The organism is Brevibacillus schisleri (genome assembly GCF_055685845.1).
Window position 1 is genome coordinate 1,441,446 of the sequence record NZ_JBVNDM010000001.1, and the last position, 24,041, is coordinate 1,465,486.

21 protein-coding genes are annotated in these 24,041 nt (G+C 49.1%); 17 read left to right on the plus strand and 4 right to left on the minus strand.

Annotated elements, in window-relative coordinates:
• Window positions 1-17: 17 nt before the first annotated feature.
• From ACUUHJ_RS07375 to ACUUHJ_RS07385, 3 genes are read left to right on the plus strand one after another with little or no spacing between them, the layout of a single operon-like run.
• Window positions 18-1,430 (plus strand): ATP-binding protein, encoded by a 1,413-nt coding sequence (locus ACUUHJ_RS07375; RefSeq protein WP_289676688.1) that lies wholly within the window; start codon window positions 18-20, stop codon window positions 1,428-1,430.
• Window positions 1,431-1,442: 12 nt separating this feature from the next.
• The gene (locus ACUUHJ_RS07380; RefSeq protein WP_007725309.1) at window positions 1,443-1,757 is read left to right on the plus strand and encodes a DUF3870 domain-containing protein; all 315 of its coding nucleotides are present in this window, start codon (window positions 1,443-1,445) and stop codon (window positions 1,755-1,757) included.
• Window positions 1,758-1,784: 27 nt separating this feature from the next.
• Window positions 1,785-2,999 (plus strand): sensor domain-containing diguanylate cyclase, encoded by a 1,215-nt coding sequence (locus tag ACUUHJ_RS07385; protein ID WP_472298564.1) that lies wholly within the window; start codon window positions 1,785-1,787, stop codon window positions 2,997-2,999.
• Here ACUUHJ_RS07385 and nhaC read toward each other — a convergent pair.
• Window positions 2,996-4,348, minus strand: coding sequence for a Na+/H+ antiporter NhaC (gene nhaC / locus ACUUHJ_RS07390; RefSeq protein ID WP_289676690.1), 1,353 nt, complete (start codon window positions 4,346-4,348; stop codon window positions 2,996-2,998). The two genes, ACUUHJ_RS07385 and nhaC, sit on opposite strands and share 4 nt — an antisense overlap.
• A gap of 330 nt (window positions 4,349-4,678) precedes the next feature.
• Here nhaC and ACUUHJ_RS07395 point away from each other — a divergent pair, with 330 nt between their 5' ends.
• Genes ACUUHJ_RS07395 through ACUUHJ_RS07405 form a run of 3 tightly spaced genes read left to right on the plus strand, consistent with a single transcriptional unit; the run spans window position 4,679 to window position 6,473 of the window.
• A complete protein-coding gene (locus ACUUHJ_RS07395; protein WP_472298565.1) occupies window positions 4,679-5,602 on the plus strand; it encodes an NAD(P)/FAD-dependent oxidoreductase in 924 nt (307 codons plus the stop codon).
• A 22-nt stretch (window positions 5,603-5,624) separates the two neighbouring features.
• Window positions 5,625-5,873 carry a glutaredoxin family protein gene (locus ACUUHJ_RS07400; RefSeq protein WP_012685077.1) on the plus strand — a complete coding sequence of 83 codons (249 nt, stop codon included), beginning with the start codon at window positions 5,625-5,627 and terminating at the stop codon, window positions 5,871-5,873.
• Between the two features lie 45 nt (window positions 5,874-5,918).
• Window positions 5,919-6,473, plus strand: coding sequence for a peroxiredoxin (locus ACUUHJ_RS07405; protein WP_064202527.1), 555 nt, complete (start codon window positions 5,919-5,921; stop codon window positions 6,471-6,473).
• 113 nt (window positions 6,474-6,586) lie between these two features.
• Here the strand turns inward: ACUUHJ_RS07405 and ACUUHJ_RS07410 are convergent, their stop codons facing one another.
• Window positions 6,587-7,501: an NAD(P)/FAD-dependent oxidoreductase gene (locus ACUUHJ_RS07410; protein WP_472298566.1), complete on the minus strand. Its 915-nt coding sequence runs from the start codon at window positions 7,499-7,501 to the stop codon at window positions 6,587-6,589.
• Between the two features lie 399 nt (window positions 7,502-7,900).
• Here ACUUHJ_RS07410 and ACUUHJ_RS07415 point away from each other — a divergent pair, with 399 nt between their 5' ends.
• The 11 genes from ACUUHJ_RS07415 to ACUUHJ_RS07465 all read left to right on the plus strand — a co-directional run bounded on the left by ACUUHJ_RS07415 (window position 7,901) and on the right by ACUUHJ_RS07465 (window position 21,490).
• Window positions 7,901-10,123 carry a hypothetical protein gene (locus ACUUHJ_RS07415; RefSeq protein WP_472298567.1) on the plus strand — a complete coding sequence of 741 codons (2,223 nt, stop codon included), beginning with the start codon at window positions 7,901-7,903 and terminating at the stop codon, window positions 10,121-10,123.
• A gap of 21 nt (window positions 10,124-10,144) precedes the next feature.
• Window positions 10,145-11,335 (plus strand): HEAT repeat domain-containing protein, encoded by a 1,191-nt coding sequence (locus tag ACUUHJ_RS07420; protein ID WP_289676696.1) that lies wholly within the window; start codon window positions 10,145-10,147, stop codon window positions 11,333-11,335.
• Between the two features lie 17 nt (window positions 11,336-11,352).
• A complete protein-coding gene (locus ACUUHJ_RS07425; RefSeq protein ID WP_142495342.1) occupies window positions 11,353-12,795 on the plus strand; it encodes a glycosyltransferase family 2 protein in 1,443 nt (480 codons plus the stop codon).
• Window positions 12,792-13,583, plus strand: coding sequence for a response regulator transcription factor (locus ACUUHJ_RS07430; protein ID WP_064202483.1), 792 nt, complete (start codon window positions 12,792-12,794; stop codon window positions 13,581-13,583). The genes ACUUHJ_RS07425 and ACUUHJ_RS07430 overlap by 4 nt, the downstream gene beginning before the upstream one ends.
• Before the next feature lie 30 nt (window positions 13,584-13,613).
• A complete protein-coding gene (locus ACUUHJ_RS07435) occupies window positions 13,614-14,975 on the plus strand; it encodes a nucleotide sugar dehydrogenase (protein ID WP_012685085.1) in 1,362 nt (453 codons plus the stop codon).
• A gap of 44 nt (window positions 14,976-15,019) precedes the next feature.
• A complete protein-coding gene (gene glmS / locus ACUUHJ_RS07440; RefSeq protein WP_472298568.1) occupies window positions 15,020-16,852 on the plus strand; it encodes a glutamine--fructose-6-phosphate transaminase (isomerizing) in 1,833 nt (610 codons plus the stop codon).
• 57 nt (window positions 16,853-16,909) lie between these two features.
• On the plus strand, window positions 16,910-17,116 hold the full coding sequence (locus ACUUHJ_RS07445) for a hypothetical protein (RefSeq protein ID WP_012685087.1): 207 nt from the start codon (window positions 16,910-16,912) through the stop codon (window positions 17,114-17,116).
• Entirely contained in the window at window positions 17,113-18,135 is a 1,023-nt protein-coding gene (locus tag ACUUHJ_RS07450) for a sugar phosphate nucleotidyltransferase (protein ID WP_472298569.1), read from the plus strand. Before ACUUHJ_RS07445 ends, ACUUHJ_RS07450 begins: the two co-directional genes overlap by 4 nt.
• A 47-nt stretch (window positions 18,136-18,182) precedes the next feature.
• Window positions 18,183-19,049, plus strand: a complete 867-nt coding sequence (locus ACUUHJ_RS07455) for a hypothetical protein (RefSeq protein WP_289676702.1) — start codon at window positions 18,183-18,185, stop codon at window positions 19,047-19,049.
• Between the two features lie 3 nt (window positions 19,050-19,052).
• Entirely contained in the window at window positions 19,053-20,732 is a 1,680-nt protein-coding gene (locus ACUUHJ_RS07460) for a hypothetical protein (RefSeq protein ID WP_289676703.1), read from the plus strand.
• Between the two features lie 251 nt (window positions 20,733-20,983).
• On the plus strand, window positions 20,984-21,490 hold the full coding sequence (locus ACUUHJ_RS07465) for a hypothetical protein (RefSeq protein ID WP_472298570.1): 507 nt from the start codon (window positions 20,984-20,986) through the stop codon (window positions 21,488-21,490).
• 57 nt (window positions 21,491-21,547) lie between these two features.
• Here ACUUHJ_RS07465 and ACUUHJ_RS07470 read toward each other — a convergent pair whose 3' ends face one another.
• Window positions 21,548-22,378, minus strand: a complete 831-nt coding sequence (locus tag ACUUHJ_RS07470; RefSeq protein WP_472298571.1) for a hypothetical protein — start codon at window positions 22,376-22,378, stop codon at window positions 21,548-21,550.
• Window positions 22,379-22,703: 325 nt separating this feature from the next.
• Entirely contained in the window at window positions 22,704-24,011 is a 1,308-nt protein-coding gene (locus ACUUHJ_RS07475; protein ID WP_289676706.1) for a YheC/YheD family endospore coat-associated protein, read from the minus strand.
• Window positions 24,012-24,041 lie beyond the last annotated feature (30 nt).

Below are 24,041 nucleotides of genomic sequence, written 5' to 3' on the forward strand. Positions count from 1 at the left end.
CAGGAGGGAGGGGCACGATGAAAAATTTATTGGACAGTGGATGGAGAAGTGGTCATCTCTATCGTTCCTTCTTTGATCAAATGATTCAGGCCACTTTTCTGCTCGATCAATTTGGTAGAGTTTTTAAAGGCAATCCTGCCTGCCAAGTGTTGACTGGCTACTCCGTAGAAGAATGGGAAGGAGCCTCCTTTTGGAAGCTGGCTATTTCGGAAGAACAGGAGATGGTACGCCTTCAAACACAATTTGCGATGAATGGTGATCCGAGACCTTTTTTCACCGCTTTTCGTCATAAGGATGGCACAAGTATCCCCGTGCATATTACATATGGAGCTTTTGGGGAGGAAGGCACATCAATTGGGTATTATGCGATGGTGCAGAGGCTCCCGGCCCCGTTTGGTGACAGCTATGGTTCCAAACAGTGCAGAGTATTGGATATTTCCGGTGAAGGTGCGTTCATTTTCCGTGCTGGGGAGCTTCAATACGTCAACCAAGCAGGAATGCAACTGGTTGGGGCTTCCGGCTTGGACGAGCTGTTATGGTATCCATTTCAGTCGTTTTTCCATCCCCGTGATGTACCGAAGATCAAGGGCCTCATCCGCACTTTGGAAGAAGGGGAAACAGCCTCGCCAATTGAGGTCGAGCTAATCCGTTTGGATGGCAGTCGGACGGAGGTAGAAGTGCGTGGAACATCCATGACGATGCTGGACAAGCTCTCCATGTACATACTGATCCGGGATATTACGGAACGCAAACGGGCGCAAGAATTTTTGCAAAACTCGGAAAAACTCGCGCTGGTCGGGCAATTGGCAGCAGGGATCGCGCATGAGATACGCAATCCGCTTACCTCGCTAAAAGGCTTTGTGCAATTAATGCAAAAGGATGGCATGAGAAAGCCGGAGTATTTTTCGATCATGAGCTCGGAATTGGCGCGAATTGAGATGATTGTCTCAGAGCTGTTGGTCTTGGCGAAGCCGCATACGGCTGTGTTTGAAGCCCGCGATCTGTCCAACCTGATCACGCATGTGGTTACGCTCTTGGAGACGGAGGCGATTTTGAAAAAGGTCATGATTCAGGTCGTTTTCGAATCGGAAGTCCCCTTGATCCATTGCGATGAGAATCAGTTGAAGCAAGCTTTCATTAACTTTTTGAAAAATGGGATCGAAGCGACCGCAGGGAATGGAGAAATTGTGATTCGACTGCGATGTGAAGATGATCGAGTCGTCATTCGGTTTGAAGACAACGGAGTGGGGATCCCAGCCCATCAGCTGGCGAGATTGGGAGAGGCTTTTTTCACGACGAAGGAAACGGGGACGGGCCTGGGATTGATGGTGAGCCGCAAAATCATCGAGAACCATCGGGGGACGCTGCGGTTGATAAGCACCCCAGGTAACGGAACGGCAGTCGAGGTATGCTTGCCCATCAGCAGCTAGGAGGACGACTGGATGAACAAAAATACAGTACTGACAGCAGGCTTCGCCCAAATCCCCAAGGGAACTACCTTGTACGAGGTTTCAACCATGGTAGGCTGTGTACTCATCATTGATGTAGACGCCGAAGTGATTTGCGACGCCAGCTTTACCTTTGTCATGGACAAGACGAGTGAGTTTTTGGTTAGCTTGCTTGTAGGCAAGACAGTTGCAGATGGCATGCAGGAGATCACGAAGGCGATCCAAGAACGTTTTTTAGCACCTGGTCAGGGAGCTGTCTTGCAAGCCATCCGTGCAGCTATTGAGCGATATCATGAAAAAAAAGCGTAAAGCTACCCAATAGCCGGAGGGTTGAATATGCATGAGAAGCACGACGTTAGAGAAGCGTATGCAAGACAGTTGTTGGAGCGTTATAGCCAATGGCTCGGCAACATAGAAGCAGTCGAGCTTGGTGAGGTTGAAGCGCTATCTCGTGAGGTAGATAGTATGCTGGCAGAACAAGACAGTGTCTTGCATGCAGAACTGCTGAAGCAGATTGTAGAGCTGCGAAATAAGGTAACCGAAATGATGTGGATCTCCGAGCACATGAAGATTTTACATGACCTCAGCCACATTTTTGCGAAAACGTTTGAGGAAAGTGAAATTTTGTGGAAAGCATTTGAGCTGGTCTCGCGCGTGATGCGTGCAGATGCTTTCTTTATTGCCTTTTATGATGAGGGCGACAGTGAGATCAAAATTCCGATCAGCATCGATAATGGGGTCAATTACGGTCCGCTCACGATTCCCTACGGACAAGCGATGGTGTCCAAAGTGATTGATACACGGGAAACCATCCATATCAAGACGATGAAGAACGAGCCAAGCGAGCTAGAAATGATCCGCTGGGGAAGCCCGGAAATGGATACGAATACATGCATTTTCGTACCACTCATGCTGGGGAATCAGATCAAAGGCGTTGTTTCTGCCCAGTCTTATCGGGAATTCGCCTATAAAAAAGAGCACGAGGAACTACTGAAAATCATTGGTTTTCAGGTAGCAAGTGCTATTGAAACGGCGCGCTTGTATGAGCGAATGTACCAGATGTCGTTTCAGGATGAGCTGACAGGGATTGCGAATTATCGTGCTTTCCATCGTGATTTGGAAAAGCTGCTGAGTGAAGAGAATACGTCTGTCTCTTTGATCATGCTGGATTCAGACAGCTTAAAAGCGGTGAACGATCATTATGGTCATCATGCAGGGGACGCATTGATTAAGCAAATTGCCGAAGCGATGAAAGAAGTAGCGGGACCAGAGGATACTGCGTATCGTTATGCGGGAGATGAATTCATGCTGCTCTGCCCGGGGGCGTCGATGGAGATGGCGGAGGAAAAGGCGAGTGCCATTCGGGAATATTTGCTCTTGCGTCCCTTAACACAGGACGATTGCTGCATCTTGATTGCGGTCAGTGTTGGCATTGCGCGCTACCCTCAAGACGCAAACACGGCAGATGGCTTGAAGCGGGCAGCAGATGAGGCACTGTACCGCTCCAAGCGCAAAGGGAAAAACTGTACGACTGTGTATGCAGCCGGCTAAGCTTTTTGCTGACGCATGGCGAATAGAAACGTCAAAACTGGCGAGATCCACAGGTAGATGACATAAGGCAAGTATTCCACTGTAGATACGTGCAAGGTAGCGGTAAAGAATGCACCACTTACCCCCCATGGAATGAGTGGGTTGACGAGTGTCCCGCAGTCTTCGAGAGTACGAGACAGTCGTCTGCCCACCATTCCGCGAGCTGTGAATGCTTCCCGAAACATCTGCCCAGGGAGCAGGATAGACAAATATTGTTCTCCTGTCAGCAGATTCACGAGAATAGAAGAAGATCCGGCAAGTCCAACCATCTCAGCGTCTCGTTTGATTCGATTGATGAATCCGGAAAAGAGTGCATGAAACACACCGCTGTATTGCAGGATGCCGCCTAACGACAAGGCAATCAAAATCAAGGCGAGGGACCAGGTCATCGACAACAGTCCACCGCGGTCCACAATCGATGCAACGGCTTCATTGGCGATATTGCTGGTGAAGCCTTTTTGCATGACAGTCATCCATTGGACCGGAGAGGTAACTCCTTCGGAAAGAGCAGCTGTGACAATCCCGCTCAAAATCCCGAATACCAATGTAGGCAAAATCGGTTTTCGCAGCGCTGAGCATAACAGGACGACGAATGCTGGCAGCAGCGATAAGAGGCTAAGCGAGAAATTTTGTTCCAAAGCATGCTGGATTTCTTGAATGGCGTCTAGATTCACATTGGCGCTTTGTCCTTGAATTCCGAAGAAAATCGCGGTGATGGCAAGGGCAGGAAGGGCAGTGCGTGACATGAACTTGACGTGCTCCGACAAGGAAACGCCTGCAATGGCTGCTGCAAAGTTGGTCGTGTCGGAGAGCGGCGACATTTTATCCCCAAAGCAAGCTCCACAAATAATGGCCCCAGCTGTAATCAACGGATCAAGTCCGAGTGCTGTCGAGACCCCCATCATAGCGACCCCTACCGTACTAATGGTGGTAAAAGAGCTCCCTGTAACAGTGGAGACGACCACCGTCAGAAACAGGGCGGAGAGTGTGAAGTACTCCGGTGAGATCAGCGAAATGCCGAGGTGCAGGATCATCGGAACGGTTCCACTCATCATCCACACCCCGATCAAAATTCCAATTAAGGAAAGAATCAGCATGGGGGCGATCGCGGTTTGAATTCCTTTGATCAAGCCCTCCTCCATTTGCTTCCACGGAACGCCGAACAGGAAGAGAAGAGTGGCAGCTCCTATGGTTGCGAGGAAGAGCGGCATATGCGGCTCAACTTTGCCCCAAAAAAGGGCAGGAAACAAGATTCCGAATACGGTGACAAGCACCCAAATACTTTGCGAAAAAGATAATGGCTTGTTCATAATGGCAACTCCTTGTTAAATCAGCCTAAAGCAGTGAGAAAGTATATTTTCGCTTTCGCACTTTTGCGCTTTCTTGCTTCTTTGCTTTTGTGCGTTCAAGTATTAGTGGTACTTTATCCTGAATTACTTGTTTCGTCAACGAAATGGGTTGAATTCGGAATCGTAAAATAATACAGACAAGTATGCAGGGGCTGAGTGTGACGAACCTTATTGTCCCTATTTAAAATTATTATAAAAAGATATTGACTTTAAAGTTATATCAAGTACAATGATAATTGTTCCTAATTGATAATGATTATAATCTACTGATGAGAAAAGGGGGGGCCGTTCATGTATGATGTCATCATCATCGGCGGAGGACCAGCTGGTGCTTCTGCTGCCATATATACAGCTCGTGGAAATCTAAAGACGCTTGTCATTGATAAGGCACCCGGAACTGGTGCGCTTGCCCTGACACATAAAATCGCCAACTACCCAGGGGTAGAAGGCGAGATGACAGGGAAAGAACTATTGGATAAAATGCGCAGACAAGCGGAGGGCTTCGGTGCAGAATTCATCCAGACTACGATTTCTGCGGTAGATGTGGAGGATGAGGAAAAAAGCATCTTCACGGCTCATGGTACTTTCCAAGCGAAGGCCGTGATCGTCGCGACTGGTTCCAAAGGACGTAACCGTATGCTTCCAGGTGAAGAGAAATTGCTCGGACGAGGCGTGAGCACTTGCGCGACATGCGACGGAGCTTTTTATGAAGGCAAGCATGTTGCGGTCATCGGTGATACGGAGGAAGCATTGGAAGAAGCGCATGCACTGACCAAATTTACGGACAAAATCACTTTCTTGGTGCCGCGCGCTGATCTTCAAGGGGTCGATGAACTACCTCGGCTGCCGAACACGGAAATACATTTTCGTACCCGCCCATTAGAAATTGTGGGAGAGAAGTCAGTCGAAGGGTTGCGCATTCGCACAGCAGAAGGAACGGAAGAAATGCTGTCCGTAGACGGGGTTTTCGGCTTCCTGTCAGGCAGCAAGCCGGGTACCGATTTCTTGGATGGGCAAGTTTCCCTCGATGAGGAAGGATTTATGATTTTAGATGAGTTCATGCAGTCTTCTGTTCCAGGCGTATTTGGAGCGGGTGAGGTGCGCAAAACACCTGTGAAGCAAGCAGTAGTCGCTGCGGCAGACGGTGCCATTGCGGCTATGGCTGTAGACAAATACATCAACAAGCGCTCCAAAGTTGTTCCACAGTACAAATAGAAGAAAAAGGAGAGAAACAAACATGGCTCAAGCAATCGTATACTCCAGCACACATTGCAACTTCTGCCAGCAATTAAAATCGTATTTGACAGAACAAAACATTTCTTTCGAAGAGCGAAACATCGATGAAAAAGAAGAGTACTTTCAGGAGCTGAGCCGTTTAGGCGTGATGTCTGTTCCCTTGACAGTCATTGGTGAAAAGCAAATTTTGGGCTTCAACCCGACCCGTATCAAAAAAGCACTGGCAGTATTGGAAGAGGCTGCGAAGTAAATTTCATCAGGTACCATATAAAAGGAGAGATGTATCATGACAACCATGACAACACAGCAAACTGTACAACTTCAAGTAGGAAAACCGGCACCTGACTTTAACATGCTCACGACCAAAAACCTCGAGACACTGGAAGAACGTGTGTCGCTGGCTGATTACAAAGGAAAATGGCTGATTTTGTTCTTCTGGCCGTTCGACTTCACGTTCGTTTGCCCGACAGAGGTAACTTCGTTTAGTGACAACATGGAAGAGTTCGAAGATTTGGATTGCGAAGTATTGGGTGTATCCACGGATAGCGTACATACGCACCGGGCATGGATCAAAACACCGCGCGATGAAAACGGCATCGGTGAAGTAAACTTCCCGCTCGCGAGCGACTTTAAAAAAGAGACGGCACAAGCTTATGGCGTTCTTGATGAAGAGACCGGTGCAGCTCACCGTGGCTTGTTCATCATCGATCCAGACGGCATTCTGCGCTACCAAGTGGTAACTGACATGAACGTGGGCCGCAGCGTGACAGAGACAACTCGTATTTTGCAAGCCCTGCAAGCTGGGGGTCTGTGCCCGGCGAATTGGAAGCCAGGACAGAAGACGCTGTAATAAAAGAAAGAGCATTGCTTCTATATAGAAAGAAGAGGGACAATCCCACCCGTCTATTACAGTCGGAGGGATTGTCCTTCCTTTTTTATAGAAAGAACGCGCCAGGGATAGAGCTAGCTTTGACGATTCCATGCCTCTACAAGAAGTTCGTTGTTGATGCTCATTCCAGCCGCAGAGCCTAGAGCAGCAGCAGTTATCACTTGGTATTGTGTAGTTGCTGCATCGCCTGCACTGTAGACACCCGGTACGCTCGTTTTCCCAAAGCTGTCGACGATGACCGTTCCGGCTTCCGTTACCTGGCAGCCTAATGCTTGTGGCAAGTCAGATCCAGTGACGAGTTTTGGGGCAAAGAAGATCCCTGTGCACGAGATGCTATTGCCATCTGTAAGCTCAACACGTTGCACCTTCCCATCGACAGATACAATCCGCTCGATCGGGGAGTCAAAGACAGGAACGCGATGCTGCAACAGCTCCAGCCTTTGTTCTTCCGTGAATTCATCTGGTCCATTGGTGCAGAGGGTGTAATGATTAGTCCAACCAGATAGCACTTTTGCCAAGTGCAATGCTTTCCCTCCGTTTGCTATCAAGACAAGTGGTTGGTCGCGTAATTCCCATCCATCGCAATAAGGGCAGACAAAAGCACTTTTTCCATATACTTCTGCTAATCCGTTAACAGGTAAAGGAAGATCCTTCATTCCCACTGCGAACAGTAGCTTTTTGCTTTGATAAGTCGTTCCCTGTGCAGTCGTTATGAGAAAATTTCCATCTTGTCCCGTAATCGTTACCGCTGTATCCTCCACAAAGTGAACGGAAGGATAGGCGCTGATTTGCTCTCTTGCAATGCGACGAAATTCGCTCGGAGTGATGCCGTCTCTCGTAAGAAAGCCATGCGACTCACGTGTAACGCGATTGCGCGGATGGCCTTCATCGATAACGACGACACTTTTTCTTGCCCTGCCAAGTGCGAGAGCGGCACTCATACCTGCTGGTCCTCCACCAATAATCCCTACATCGATATGTTGATTCATGTTTATTTGCCACCTTTATAGACCTTTTATGTCTATTATAAACAAACCTTCTTCAGAATCAAGCTGCGAAACACTTTGTATTCTTTTTGTAAATAATCCCTTAAATCGAAAAAATTCAACGCCTTTCAAATAGTAGCAACCTACTATTTTTACAAGTAAAAAGGAAAAAAAAGGAAGGAGTAAATGTACCTAGTTGGCAAAAAATGTGGGTCAGAAGACCGTCCCGGTTGCAGGACTTCCCTCCAAAAAACGTAGGACAATGGAGGCGAATCTGTCCCAATATTACATTTTCATGACAAATCTGAAAAAGACACTATAGTGAATTTTGTCTATGGGAACGATTTGCTCCCTATGTTTACAATGACTGTGACGTGGCAACATATCGGAGGTTGACGAGAAATGGAGCCAACAAAAAAGAAAAGATGGCGCTGGATGAGCTTGACCATGCTGATCGTGGTGGGGGCAAGTGCCTTCTGGTGGTTTTGGGCAGCAGATCGTGTCGAAAGCATGGAGACGACTACAGGTGCTCAATTAAAATTTCGCACGAATGGTGAGCTGTTCGAAGTCTATCAGAATCAGAAATGGCAGCCCTTTTTTGCGAAAGGTGTCAATCTGGGGGCATCGCTACCGGGTCATTATCCGGGTGAGCTTCCCATATCTAGAGAGGATTACATGCGCTGGTTCGCGATGATCGACGAGATGGGAGCGAACGTCATTCGTGTGTATACGATCCATTCTCCTGTCTTTTATGAAGCACTGGTCGATTACAATCGGCAAAAAGAAGGGGACCCTCTCTATTTGATGCAGGGCATTTGGAGTCCAGAAGAGCTGTTGATTGAAAAGAAAGACGCCTATTTGCCAGAGATTCGCGAGGAGTTTCGACAGGAAATCAAGGATGCAGTCGGTGCTGTCTACGGAGACATCACCCTGCCGGGAAAACCGGGAAAGGCAAGTGGTACATACCGTGCCAATGCGGGCAAATACTTGATCGGTTGGCACACAGGGACCGAGTGGGACCCCGTGATGGTGAAAAACACCAACCGCCTGCATCAAAAAGTTGCATCCTATCAAGGGAAGTACTTCCACGGGACACCGAATGCAACCGCTTTTGAGACATGGATTGCTGAAATGGTGGATACCGTCGCAACGGAGGAGAGCAAATACGGTTGGCAGCATCCGATGACTTTCACCAATTGGGTGACAACAGACCCCTTATCGCATCCGGGAGAGCCGATCCATCATGAAGATTTGGTCAGTGTCGATTCTACCCATATAGAGCCAACACAGTGGGAGGCAGGCTACTTCGCTTCCTATCACGTGTACCCGTATTATCCGGATTTCTTCCGTTACGACACTACCCTGCAACAGTTGAAGAACGATGCAGGGCAAATCGATACGTACAAAGCGTATTTGCGACAACTGAAGCAGTATCACAAAAACATGCCGATCATGGTGACGGAATTCGGGGTCCCGGCATCGGTGGGAGTCGCCCATCTGGGAAATTTGGGGCGCAATCAGGGGGGGCATTCAGAAAAGCAGCAGGGAGAGATTGACGCCGAGCTTTTGCAAGAAATCCATCAAGAAGGGTATGCGGGAGCAATCGTATTTGTCTGGCAGGACGAGTGGTTCAAAAAAACATGGAACACGATGCGCTTTGAGTTGCCGGAAGATCGGCGCTCCCTGTGGATCAACGTATTGACCAACGAGTCTCTGTTTGGAGTCCTGGGCATGTACCCGAACAAAGAAGGCGTGCTGACCATTGATGGGAATCGCACAGATTGGGATCAGCTCTTGCCGGAAGAGAAGCAACGCCTCGATGTTCAAGTTCCAGGTGTTGACGAAATCTGGATGACACACGATGAAGGGTACGTCTATTTCCTTGCTCAGTTGAAGGAAGAGTTTGACCCGGCTAAACAACAGCTCTATGTAGGTGTTGATACGCTTCCTGGCGGGAACAAGCATGCTGTGCAGCTTCCCGGCCTGACACTGGATGAGGGGCTAGAGACGTTAATCGCGTTGGGAAAAGCAGATGAAAGCCAGATTCAAATCGCTGCCAATTACGACTTTCATGCACGCTTATACGGGAAACGCTACGGCATGCTTGCAGTCAAGGAAGAGGAGAAAAAAGACGATTCCGGGATATTCAAGCCGTGGAAGCTGGCCGTTAGCCTGGAGATGGAGCCGCCAGACAGCAAGAAGTACTATCCGTTGGAGGAAGTCGAGGTCGGAAAGCTGACCCGGGGAACGACAGATGCCCAAGACCCGAAGTACGACTCACGAACCTCGTGGCAAGCGAAGGGAAAAGTGGTAGAGCTGAGAGTGCCGTGGATGCTGCTTGGATTTACAGACCCGAGCTCCTTGTCCGTCATGAGCTATGAAGATGATGGCAAAAGCTTCACAACGAAGACGACGAAAGGCATACGTATCCTGCCGTTCCTCGTGGATACGGCGACGAAACAAATCGTCGGACAAAACGCTTATGCACTGACGAAGCTCCCGATGTATACATGGCAAGGCTGGGAGCAGGTCGGTTATCACGAACGAAAAAAACAGAGCTATTCCATACTAAAAAAAGCATTCCACGAGATTGAGGCTCCGGTGAAGACCGGGACTCAGCCTTGATTGGATAGGAGAGTGGCAAACGTGCAAACACCATTGGCGACGGCAATTGTTTTTCTGTACGCGCTATGTGGATTGACAGTACTAGGCTTGCTTGTCTTGTTCGCACTGAAGCTACGCAACATTTCGGTGGAGAAACAGACCATGCGCTGTCTGGAAAAATATCGCGATTACTTCGTTTACCTGCAAGCACACGGGGAAGAAGAGGAGCGCTTGCAAGTGCCTTATGGCGATGTGACGCAAAAAGAAAAGCAAATCATTCAGAAAAAGCTGTTTGAGCTGATGGAGTGCTTCACAGGTATTCATCGGGACAAGCTGATCTGGCTTTGCGAGGATATGGGACTCGTAGAGCTGGATATGCAAAGACTAAATGGCAAGTGGAAATGGACGAGAGTAGATGCCGCTTACAATTTGGGGATCATGCGCTCCAAGCTCGCTGTACCTGCTCTCATGACGCTCCTGCAAAAAAACACGAATGACACCAGTGTTTTTATCATTGCACGCTCTGTCGCCAAATGTGCACGCAATACTGAAGATTTGCGGGAAATGGCGACCCACGTTGTCCGAGCGAAGAACAATGTCCACCAGCTCATCGTGGACATCATCAGTGATTCGCAGGTGGATACAGCACCACTTTTTGCACAGTTTTTACAAGATTCCGATGCTGAACTGGTCAAAATCGGACTGATTGGCTACGCCGTGCATGCCCAGCCTGGCATTGAGCCTGCGCTATACCAGCTCATTCAATCGCCTGACAAGGAAGTCCGAATCAAGGCAGTCAAGCTCATGTGTCGGGATATCCGCTATATGAATGAGCAGACACTCACGGATTTTATGAATCACAAGGATTGGGAAATTCGGGCAATGGCAGCGAAGGCAATTGGCTCACTGAAATTGCATGCGTACATTCCCTCGCTAAAAAAGGCGGTTGGCGATGCGAACTGGTGGGTTCGTCATCACAGTGCACGCAGCCTGGCGCAGCTGGAGGTCGAAGGCTTTGCTGCCCTGTGTGAAATTTTGCAGGAAGAGAGAAACGGTCATAAGAGCGAGATGGCTCATCAAGTGATCCAGGAGGAGCTGGAAAAAGAGAAGCTGGTTCTACAGGGTGCAACAGCAACCGCGACAGAGAAGCTCGTGCAATACAACGAAAAGCTGCATCTGTACCGCAAGTCGTATCGCAAAACGATCTCCACGGTTCAGGCGCTGGAAAGATAGAGCGAAAGGAGGCTGCCATGAGAGATTTTCTACTTTACTACGGGGTGTTTGCGGTCTATTACGTCATCGCGATCAACTCTTTGTACTTCATCATCATGCTGTTCTCGTTCAAGAGCATCATGGGAATTTTAAAAAGCTCCATCTATTCGAGATTCCAGACACTTTCAGGCTCTGAGCACGTTCCGCCGATTTCGATTCTCGTGCCAGCGTACAACGAGGAGCTGACGATTATTGAAAATGTGAGGTCGCTCTTATCCTTGAACTATCCTCGCTACGAGGTGCTCGTGGTCAACGATGGATCGAAGGATGCTACCTTGCAGGTATTGATTGACGAGTTTTCGCTGGTTTACTCCGAACACATGCCCGTGCAGCCGCTTTTGCATACGTCGAACATCAGGGGAATCTACCACAATCCGGCTTTTCCGAATCTGTATTTGATCGACAAAGAGAACGGAGGAAAAGCTGACTCGCTCAATGCGGGGATCAATCTCTCCCACTATCCGTTGATCGCATCCATTGATGCAGATTCCTTGCTGGAAAAAGACGCGCTGATTCGCATTGCGAAGGTGTATATGGAAAACCCGGATGAAACAGTGGCTATCGGCGGAGATATCCGCATTGCTAACGGCTGCAAGATCGAAGACGGTGTCGTGAAAGACATTCGTCTGCCAGATAAGTTTTTGCCGATGATGCAATCTGTCGAATACCTCAAGGCGTTTCTCGGGGGACGGATCGGCTGGAGTGCAATCAACGGATTGATTATCGTCTCAGGTGCGTTCGGTGTTTTTCGCAAGGATTACATCATCAAGGTAGGCGGCTATCGCGAAGGGTATCCGGGTGAAGACATGAACATCATCATCAAGCTGCACAAGTACATGCTGGAAAACAAGCTGCCGTACCGAGTGGCATTCTGCCCCGATGCGGTCTGCTGGACGCAAGCGCCGGATACACTCAAAATTTTGGGCAGTCAACGGCGCAGATGGGGACGCGGCAATCTGAAAAACATGATTGAGTACGGCAGACATATGGCGTTCCGCCCCAAGTACAAGCTGTTCGGGATGCTCACGCTACCGTTCAATATTCTGTTTGAAACCTTGAATCCATACTTCCGCATCACGGGTCTACTAGCCCTCATCGGTTACACCTTACTGGATATGACCAACGGCTATGTCCTCTTACTCTACGGCTTGCTCAATGTGCTGTATGGCATGCTGCTTGGCATTGGCTCCTTATTGCTGGAGGAAATCGCGTTTCGGCGGTATCCACGCTTTCAGGACATCGTCAAAATGCTTTTCTATACGATTCTGATGTTCTTCGGCTATCGGCAAATCGGCGTCATCTGGAGATTCCTCGGTCATATTGAATACTTGCGCAACAACAACTCCTGGGGAACGATGACGCGGACGAGCTGGCAGACGAAGGGCAGCGAAAACATTTCAAGTTTGGAGGCTAGATCATGAGTAATCTCGTACCTGTTTTTTACGAGCATCTGAGCAAGATGGAAGAGAAACAATTGGCGTGTGGGGTTATTCTAGCGGCTTGCAAAAACCTCACAAAAGAGTCCATGGAGCTGATCAAGCAAGACCTGGGCACCAGTTCAGGAGACGGCTCCGAGATTGCTTTGCACTACGCGTATGACAAAAACAAGCAGCTCTTCGGAATCCTGCTTGAAGGACAGAAGCTTTCGAACACTCATTTCTATGCTTTGCGTGTCAAAGACTATTTGCAAGAGCACAAACTGCTTGCGGGCAGCCTGTTGATTGCGAGTTTTCCCGAAAGCTCCCGCTCGTCCGGTCAAATGCTGATGCGGATGATCCAAGAGATGAGAGAGCCAGGCGCTCACGGGGAGATCAAGATTTACGAGCAGAATCCCGCTCAAAGAGAAGAACCCGCAAGTATTTTGCTGGTTAACCATGATGAGACTGTCAACGAGTTTTTGAGCATCTACTTTCAGCGCAAAGGGTATCTCGTTACGGTAGCCAATGACGGGATGGATGGTATGGAAAAATATCAGGAGGTCGCTCCTGATCTCGTGATTACCGACCTGAATCTCCCTATCCTCAATGGATACCAGCTCATGGAAAAAATCAAGCATATCAGCGCTTCCATGAGCAAGATTATGGTGCTTACAGACAAACGTCTGGAAGAAGATGTGCAAAAATCGTTTGCGATGGGAGCATCTGACTACATTACGAAGCCATTCTCCCCGGTAGAACTGGAAGCTAGGGTGAAAAGGCTGATTTCATAATTCTAGAAAGAGAAAGGGAGAGAAACGAGGATGGCGAGATACGAGGAACTGCAACAGAAGATTCAACGAAAGACAGCGAGAGTGGGTGTCATTGGGCTTGGGTATGTAGGGCTGCCGCTTGCCGTAGAGACGATCAAGAGCGGTTATACCGTAATCGGAATCGATCTGCATGGTGGAAAAATCGAGAGCCTGAAAAGAGGAGAGTCATACGTCCAGGATATTTCTAATGAAACCTTGCAGGAATGCCTCGCGACCAACCGCTTTTTTCCAACGACTGATTATAGCGTAATCGAAGAGCTGGATGCGATCAGCATTTGCGTTCCGACACCGCTCAGTCCCAATCAGGACCCGGACACCTCTTACATTATAAACGTTGTCGAGCAAATCAAGCGATTCATGAAAAGAGGAATGCTCATTACACTGGAGAGCACAACCTATCCGGGAACAACGGAGGAACTGATCCAGCGCGAATTTGAAAAGCTGGGCTATCGGGCTGGGATCGACTTTTTCCTCTGCTACTCGCCAGAGAGGGTCGATCCGGGCAATCGCAAATACAGTACGTACAATACGCCAAAGGTGATCGGCGGGACGACAGAACGTTGCATGGAGTTAGGCACACTCTTGTATGGCAGTCTGGTCAAAACCGTCGTACCGGTTTCCTCGCCAAAGGTGGCGGAGATGTCCAAGCTTTTGGAAAACACCTTCCGTAGCGTCAATATTGCCTTCATGAATGAGATGGCGATGATGTGCGACAGAATGGGCATCAATGTTTGGGAAGTAATCAAGGCCGCATCGACCAAGCCTTTCGGGTTCATGCCGTTTTACCCGGGACCCGGAATCGGTGGGCATTGCATACCGCTCGATCCGATGTATTTGTCGTGGAAGGCCAAGGGCTTTCGTTTTCACAGTCAATTTATTGAGATCGCCCAGTCGATTAACGACAACATGCCGGACTATGTGCGAAACAAGACAGCACAAGTACTCAATATTTACGCCAAAGCGATTAACAGCTCGCGCATCTTGATTCTTGGCATGGCCTACAAGCCGGAAGTCGATGACTTGCGGGAATCACCTGGGCTGGAGATTTACGAGCTATTCACCAATAGCGGAGCGACGGTTGACTATTACGACCCGTATGCGCAGAGCTTTGTGAATAAAAAAGGGGAGATCGTCCATTCCATTGCCAATGACTACGAGGCGTTCAAGACTTACGATTGCATGGTGCTCATTACGAATCACCAATGCTTTGCCTATCAGGAGTTGGCGGATTTGGGAGTGGCTATTATCGATACACGAAATGCGTTTGAGGGCATCACGAATCCGAATGTGTATCGCATCGGAACCTCCGTGGCTATCAAGCAGGAGAAGGAAGTCGTCAGCTTGCTCGCATAATACAAAGTCGCAACATTATACGCAACAAGGGAGGAACCAAAGACATGTGCGGAATTATGGGATATATCGGGAACAGGGAAGCGCAGCCGATTCTAATCAATGGGCTGCGAAAGCTGGAATACAGAGGCTACGATTCCGCTGGCATTGCGATTTGTGACGGAGCAACGATCGGCATTCGCAAGGCAAAAGGCAGAATTGATGTACTGGAGAGCCAAACCCAAAAGTCCGGCTTGCAGGGCTCCATCGGCATTGGTCATACGCGCTGGGCGACACACGGACGACCATCTGACGAAAACTCTCATCCTCACTTTGATCAGTCCGGCAAGTTTTCGATCGTGCATAACGGCATTATCGAAAACTATCTGGATCTCAAGCAGGAGTTGATCGAAAAAGGTGTGACGTTTACTTCGGAGACGGACACGGAGGTCATCGTACATCTTTTGGCGCAGGAATACGATAACAACCTGGTTGCGGCAGTGCAGAAGGTCGCTGGCAAAATTCGCGGAGCCTTTGCCCTCGGTGTGATGACGGAGCATGAGCCTGACAAGCTGATTGCGGTTCGTATGGCGAGCCCATTGATTATCGGGGTAGGGGAGAATGAGAATTTCATTGGCTCAGATATCCCGGCGATCCTGGAGCATACGCGTGATGTGTACGTTTTGGAAGACGGAGACCTGGCGATTCTGACCAAAGATTCCGTTCACGTGATGCGTCTGGATACGACGGAACCAATCGAGCGAGAGCTGGTGCGGATTGAGTGGGACAAGGAACAAGCGGAAAAAGACGGCTTTGCGCACTATATGCAAAAGGAAATTTACGAGCAGCCGCGTGCCCTGCGCAATACAATGACAGGTCGAATCGATGCTACCGAGCAAAAGGTTGTTTTCCCTACTCTTCAGTTATCAGAAGAGAGTGCCAAGCGTGTGGAGAAAATCTACATTGTCGCATGCGGTACCGCTTATCATGCAGGCTTGATCGGGAAGCATGTAATCGAGCGACTGGCACAAATTCCGGTAGAAGTAGATGTAGCGTCGGAGTTTCGTTACCGTCGCCCACTCTTTGCGCCCAATACGCTCACGATTGCTGTCAGCCAATCAGGGGAGACAGCAGATACATTGGCAGCCATGCGTGAAGCCAAACGAAATGGCTCAGCAGTACTCGCGATTACAAATGTAGTCGGAAGCTCGATTGCCCGTGACGCCGATGACGTGATTACGACAAATGCAGGTCCGGAAATCGCGGTTGCTTCGACGAAGGCATATACGTCGCAGCTGATTGCGTTTTACTTGCTTGGCATTTATTTGGCGCAAGCGAAGGGTACACTGGATGCTGACACCCGTGCCTCACTGCTTCAACAACTGACCGCACTCCCGGAACAAGTCGAGCATATTCTCCAACATGCGGATGAGATACGTCATTTCGCTGAATCGATCAAGGACGAGCAGCATCTGTTTTTCATTGGACGAGGACTCGACCATGCCGTATCGATGGAAGGCTCGCTCAAGCTGAAGGAAATCTCGTACATTCACTCGGAGGCGTATGCGGCAGGGGAGCTAAAACACGGCACACTGGCGCTGATCGAAGAGGGAACGAGAGTCATCGCCTTGGCTACACAAGATGAGCTGCATGAGAAAATGATCAGTAATATTACAGAAGTAAAAGCCCGTGGAGCAAAGGTTCTCGGTATTACTCTAGATGGACATGTAGAGCTGCATCGCTCGGTTGATGACGTATGCCTGATTCCGCAGACAGATGCCTTGTTTACACCGGTGTTAGGCGTGATCCCCCTCCAGCTCATTTCCTATTACACTTCTGTTGCGCTCGGCAATGACGTAGATCGTCCACGGAATTTGGCCAAAAGTGTAACAGTTGAGTAAACACAAACGTCAGTCGTACTAAGGCTAGAGAGTAATTGGAAAAAGGGGGAAAGATGAATGAACACCTCGAAGCGGACGTTGAATCAGGAGAAATTACTGGAGATTATGCTTCAGGCCTATCAGCTGGGCGTGCAGAGGAAAGACATTAATTTGAGCATGATGATTGACACACTGACCTATGAATTGAAACCATACTTCGATCAGCAAATCCAACAAGGTCAGCTTGCAAAAGGGGAGCTGACCAAGACGGAGGCGATAGGATGAACATACATGCAGTAGTACTCGCAGCAGGAAAAGGAACCAGAATGAAATCTTCGCTCTACAAGGTCATGCATCCAATCTGCGGGAAGCCGATGATTGAGCATGTCGTAAAAACATTGGAACCATTGTCACTTCGGCATTTGGTCGTCGTTGTCGGTCACGGAGCCGAAGTGGTCAAAGAACAGCTGAAAAACCGTGTTCAGTATGCGTATCAACCGGAACAGCTGGGGACCGCTCATGCTGTTTGGATGAGCCACGAAATTCTCGGGGCGCAGGATGGCATAACGATTGTCATGAATGGAGATACACCGCTCGTACAAGAACAGACGCTGCGAAGCTTGCTCGAGTATCATCAGCTCAAACAAGCAGCAGCCACGGTTTTGACCTCCATTGTGGACGAGCCTACAGGCTATGGCAGGATCATTCGCGACGAGAACGGCGATGTCCGGAAAATTATCGAGGAAAAAGACGCGACCTTGGGCCAAAAAAAGGTGAACGAGATCAGCACCGGAATCTTTTGCTTTGACAACCAAAAGCTGTTTTCGATGCTGCCGATGGTCTCAAACGAAAACGCGCAAGGGGAGTTTTACTTGCCGGACGTTCTGGGGCTATTGCAAGAGCAAGGTCATTTGGTAGCGGCGTTTGCAACGGATGATCCCGCAGAAGGCAATGGCGTCAATGATCGTGTGCAGCTCGCAGATTTGGAACAGCTGATGCGCAAGCGAATCAACGATTTCCATATGCGAAACGGAGTGACGATGATAGACCCGAGCTCGACGTACATCGATTCGGACGTAATGATCGGGCGTGATACGGTGCTCTATCCGGGAACCTGCCTTTTTGGCGACACACAGATCGGTGAAGGCTGCCAAATCGGGCCGCACGCGCTGGTCAAAAACAAGAGTATCGAGGATTACACGAGAATTCCGCCGTTTTCAGCGGTTGATGGCAGTACGTTTGGTGAGCGGGCTTTTGCTGGAGTGGGAGCGACGACACAACCGTACGGTATCGACCAGCGCTGATGCAGGTACTTCGTCGATATAGCTGGCTTTGGATAGCACTACTCCTTGTGACAGTGACTTCGATCATCATGCTGTCGTTGGCAAGCACCCGCTCCGCCCTGACAAAAGCAACCTGGATATGGGATGTCAAGCAAATGAAGACCCAAACGGATGAAATGATCGAGTTTGCCGAGAAAAACGACATCAACCTGATCTATCTTCACGTCGAACCAGCAGCAGTTGCGCCAGAGACGTATCGTACCTTCATTGAAAAAGCCAACCAGGCAGGCATCAAGGTAGAGGCGCTTGGCGGTGACCCAAATTGGGCGTTAACAGCAAATCGACAGAGTATCGACGATCTCATCTCATGGGTGAAGGCGTTTAATCGAAGTGCCAAGCCAAATGAACAATTTTCGGGGATTCACGTCGATATCGAGCCGTATTTGTTGCCTGCATGGAAGGAAGACCAGGCAGAAATCGTCGTGCAATGGCTGAAGAATGTCAGTTATTTGGCAGCGGAGACGAAGAAGGATACGGATCTTGCTGTCGGTGCCGACTTGCCTTTTTGGATCGACTCCGTAAACGTTCCTGGCAGTGATGAAAAAGTGAGCAACTGGATGGTGCAGCGACTCGACAGTATTACATTAATGGCCTACCGGAATCAAGCCCTTGGGCAAAATGGGATCGTCGAAATCGTAGAAAAGATCGTCGATGATGCCAATGTACGCAAAAAAGGGTCGGTCATCGTAGGCGTCAACATCATGGAAACGATGGAAGGCGCTCATGTGAGCTTTTATGAAGAAGGCACAAAAGAGATGAATAACCAGTTGGCCATTTTACAGGAGGAGCTGTCAAACAATCCGGCGTTTGCAGGAAGTGCGATCCATGATTACGAGAGCTGGAAGCACGCAAGTCAACGAGAGGAGCAACTTTGACGAATGAAAGCTGCGCGCATCTATTTGAGTGTTCTCTGCCTGACGGTCGGCTTTCTATTTGGCTTTTCCCCCGCGGAGAAGAAGAGTAAAGCAACGTGGATCTGGCAATCCGAAATGATCGGGAGAGAGAAACAAGAGATTCTCGATTTCTGCAAAAGGAACGATATTAATCTCGTCTACTTGCGGATCGAAATGAACAAGCCCTATGAATACTACCGCGATTTTATCCGCGAAGCGACAGAGATGGGAATCGAGGTGCATGCGGTTGCTGGTCATCCCGCATGGGCACTCAAAAGCAATGAAAAGCGGATGATGAACATCGTCCACTGGGTAAAAAGCTACAACCATGAAGCCCAGAAGAATGAGCGAATTCGCGGGATTCAGCTAGACATCGAGCCGTATCTTCTGCCATTTTGGGAGAACGATCAGAAGCGGATTATCCGGGAATGGCAAACCAATGTGCAGGCGTTCGTAGCCGAGGTATCAAAAGAACAGGAATTGGTTTCCAGTGCAGCCATTCCATTTTGGCTGGACGATATTCCTGTTCCGGGACAAGAAGAGATGTCTCTGTCCAAATGGATGATAGGTCAGTTTGATACGGTATGTATCATGGCGTATCGTGACACACTGTCAGGTCAAAACGGCATCCTGAATTTGATTGATCAGGAAATGAAGGAAGCGGATGAGTTAGAGAAGCGTGTCTTGGTTGCTGTGAATATGAAGCCGCTTGATGAAGACCACGCTTCTTTTGCAGAGGAAGGCTCCGCTCTCATGCAACAGCAATTAGAGCAATTACCTGCCCTTTTGGCACAGCATCCGTCCTTCTCTGGCGTCGCGATCCACGATTATCGTTACTGGAAGGAGGCATCTCCATTGCCCCCAGCAACGAAGCAACGCTACAAAGGCACCTACATATGGCGTGCAGAATTGATTGACACGGAAAAGGAGGAAATTCTCTCCTTTGCAGAACAAAACGGGTTGAATCTCCTCTATGTTCGTCTAGATTTGGAGCAGCCGATTTCCTACTATCGCGATTTCGTGAAAGAGGCTCGTGAAGCGGGTATCGAGGTTCATGCGATGGGGGGCCATCCGATTTGGGCTCTGTCTGAAAGTCGAAGCAAGATCATGAAGCTCGTGAATTGGGTGAAAGCCTACAATGAGGCTGTCTCGACAGAAGAGCAGTTTCACGGCATTCACTTAGACATTGAGCCGTATGTCCTTCCTGTCTGGCGCGAGGATAAAGAGGCAGTTTTACGCCAATGGATGGGCAATATCGAAGCATTTGTCGAAGAGACCAAGAAAGAAACATCCTTGGAAGCAAGCGTCGATCTCGCCGCCTGGCTGGACAAAACACCAACTCCGGGTCAGCCGGAATTGCCGTTTTCGCATTGGATGATCAAACAGCTTGATCATACGACCTTGATGGCCTTTCGCGATCGCGCCCCTGGCATCATCGGCTTGGTTGAAAATCAGATGAAGTACGCAGAGAGCCTCCAAAAAAAGCTGGTCGTCGCCGTGGAAACGAAAGAGAGTCACGAAGGGAACGGGATTACCTTTCACGAGGAAGGCATGGGCGAAATGGACAGGCAGCTGGATCTGGTGACAAAAGTGCTGGATCGATACTCCTCTTATTGGGGGCTCGCTATTCATGCCTATGACTACTGGAAAAACGGGAAAGAGTAGGCTGCCAGCATCGTGCATCATTGTTGTACAATAGAAGAGGTTGTTCAAAAAGTCGTCTTTTGATCACGAAGTAGTGAAGAAAGCTAATTCGGCATCGAAAATGGCGTTCACCTCCGAAGTCTGGTGCTCATGTAGATTACCTACACTCCGCTCCTCCTTCGTTCGGTTCTCGCCATTTTCTCGGTGCTGAAAAGCCAACTTTTTGAACTCGCAATAGAAGAAAACGAGTGTCGGAAAGAGGAGAACAAGCCATGCGAGATGTGCAAAACCGACATCGAAATCTTCCGCCGCGTACACCAGAAATGTTGTACAACATGGTGCGCAAGTTTTACCGTGGAGCAGTCAGTCATTTTGATCTGATTCAGGAGAAAAAGCAGGAAGCACGTGCAGCCTTGGAAACGGGTGACCATGACAAAATCCGTGTAGCTGTACACACGTTATTTTTGGAGTTCCATTTTTATGTGACCTGCTGGCTCCAGATTGAGCTTGCCCTGTATCGGCTGGCGCGTCAGGATGAACGGCTTGCACAAGTGATGGAAAACTATCGACCATCGTTGGAAAAGCATGTAGCGGTACGGCAACTGCTAGATCAGACAGAGGCGTGCGTGGAGGCGCAGTTTCAACCAACCGGGGATGGATGGTCCAGCGTGCAGAAGGATGCCTACGCGTTTGGCAGCATCATTTTTACAGTGGATGAACAGAGTTTGCAAGATTTGCACGCCTTGTTTCAGGCGATTGTGGAAAAGGTAGACCGCTGAACCATCTCCCATAATAAAAAGCGTGACCGTCGCGATGGATGGTCACGCTTTTCTCATTTAGAATGTGCCAGGGAAAATGGAGCCTGTGTGAGGAGCCATTTGGCCTGGGGTGTTCAATTGTTGAACCTCTTGCGTATTCGTGCCTGCAAAGCCAGGAGAGAAAATCGCTTGTGCTCCTGCGCCAGCCTGATTGCTGTACGCCTGATTGGCATATGCCTGTGGTTGCAGCTGAGATTGTTGTAACTGAGATTGTTGCAGCTGACCTTGCTGGGCATGCAAGCCATAGCCAGTGTTATTCAACTGGCGAACTTCCTGAACATTGGTATTGGCAAAGCCAGGCGAAAAAATACTGCCAGTCATCGCTGGCGGATAGGCTGTTTGATTCGTATAGCCAGCTTGTCCACCGTAGCCGCTATAGCCAACCTGATTGCGGGCTTGAACCTCTTGAACATTCGTGCCGGCAAAGCCCGGAGAGAAAATGGAGCCTTGTCCAACCGATTGCTGATACGAAGGCTGTGCTTGTATGTAGCCAGCTTGCTGGCCTTGTGCATAGCCAGTGGATTGGTTTTGCAAGGAGTGAAGTGCTGGATTTTGAGCATAGCCGAAATTCTGTTGCTGCTGTGGATAGCCAGTGTTATTTAGTTGTCTCACTTCTTGGACATTCGTATTTGCAAAACCTGGGGAGAAAATCGCTTGTGCCCCACCGGAGGACATCCCCAATGAAGGAGTTCCGATGGATTGGGCATGACCGCCGTGGTTCCAATGCTGTACTTCTTGTACGTTGGTTCCGGCGAAGCCTGGTTGGAACATCGAACCTGCAGGGCCTACCGCTCCAAAAAATTGCGGTTGTTGCTGGGATTGCATCATATTGTTATTTGTGTAGGTCATGGTTAAGACCACCTCCATGGAGTATTTTTTCCAAGGTTGATCAGGTCATGCATTCGAAACGAAAAAAACATGCCGGAGTCTAGACGGCATGTTCCTTTAGATCAAAATGTGAGACTTGCCTCATTGTTCAGTGCTACCCGCACGGTGCAGCCAGCATGCCGATTCACTTATTGCGGTAGCGTTTATCTACAACCAGGAAGGATTGACCCATTATGAGCCAACAGCCTGGGGGTCAATCGCGTCAGTGGGTGACGCGCTGTTCCCCTTCCTGACGGGCAAATCGCACCAAGGTCGTCTGTGAATCAGCTAGTGCTGTTCGACTCCCTTATCCTGCGGCACTCCCTGGCTTACTTTGCATATGGGAGACATGCTGTGCGTAGTGGATCAAATTTGCTAACGACAATTGTCGAATCGATGGTTCATCGAATTTCTCCGGCTTTGCATTTGCTTCAAAGAGCCATAGCTTTCCTTCTTCTGTCAAGCCAAGGTCCATCGACATCTCAGCCAAATCCGTCCATTCTGCATTTAATGATCGTGCGATGGCGAGCGCCGTATCGTGAATGTGTCTTTCCATTTGCTCGTGATTATTATAAAACAAGGCTTGCATAACGGTTGATAACGAGTGGATCGAGCCACCGCGTGGCACATGAGTAGTGATACTTTGCGAGCCAGACCTTCTGATGCCAACTCCGGTTACGCTCCACTCGCCCTCACCATCTTTCTGTACGAGGACGCGCACATCAAAAGGTTTGCCGTTGTAGCGGGCACGACGGATGCCTTGCTGCATGATGTACTTCTGCTGTTTGACATGAAGTCTAATATGCCTCCATACGTCATTCAAATTGGAAAAGCGGCGAGTAATGGCCTTATGCTCCTTTAACCGTTGCAGGAACCACTTATCGTTTTTGAAATCAATGCGCATGATTCCCTGACCAGCTTTGCCGCGCACAGGTTTCAAGTAGACAAAGCGATGTTCCGTGCAAAAGCTTCGAAAGCGGGCCAAGGTGTCCAGCTGTTTCGTCTCCGGCAGAAAAGCTTGCACTTCCAGATGGGACTCAAGCATCGTAAACAGCTGTTGCTTGTCAAAAAAGCTGCGATTAAACAAAGTGACATTTGGCATCTCATGGATGCGGTTCAATGTTCTTCGGACTTCAGGTCGCCGTTCTGCTTTTCTCGTCGGAATTCGGTTGTAAACCACATGGGGGAAAGGTAGAATCACCTCTTGCCACGAGTTTAGACGATTGTTGTACAAATAGCCGCGCACTTTTTTCTTCTCCCAATTGATTCCTTGTGGAGTGAACACATATACGAGTGCACCCCATTGCTTTCCCGATTGAGAAATATCCTTGAAGTTCTCGCGATTTCCTAAAAATGTTGCCCCTTCACCAACGGTCAATATGCCAAATAATGGGCCAAGCTTCAGGGAGTCGTCCGCCATTTTCCAGTTAATGCGTGTACGAATACGGTTTGCTTGCACGCGGGGCAAACCAGCGTATATCCGTTTCGTATGAGAAAAGGGACCGAGACTGGCGACCAGTGGCTTTGGCGAGCGTTTAAGGACTAGCCGAGGTAACTGTACGAACCATCTACCGCTAGGGAGGATCGTCAGCCACCCGGAGCGCTGCTGAAGCATGGTGTTCCTCCTTCCTGAAAAACGGTACAG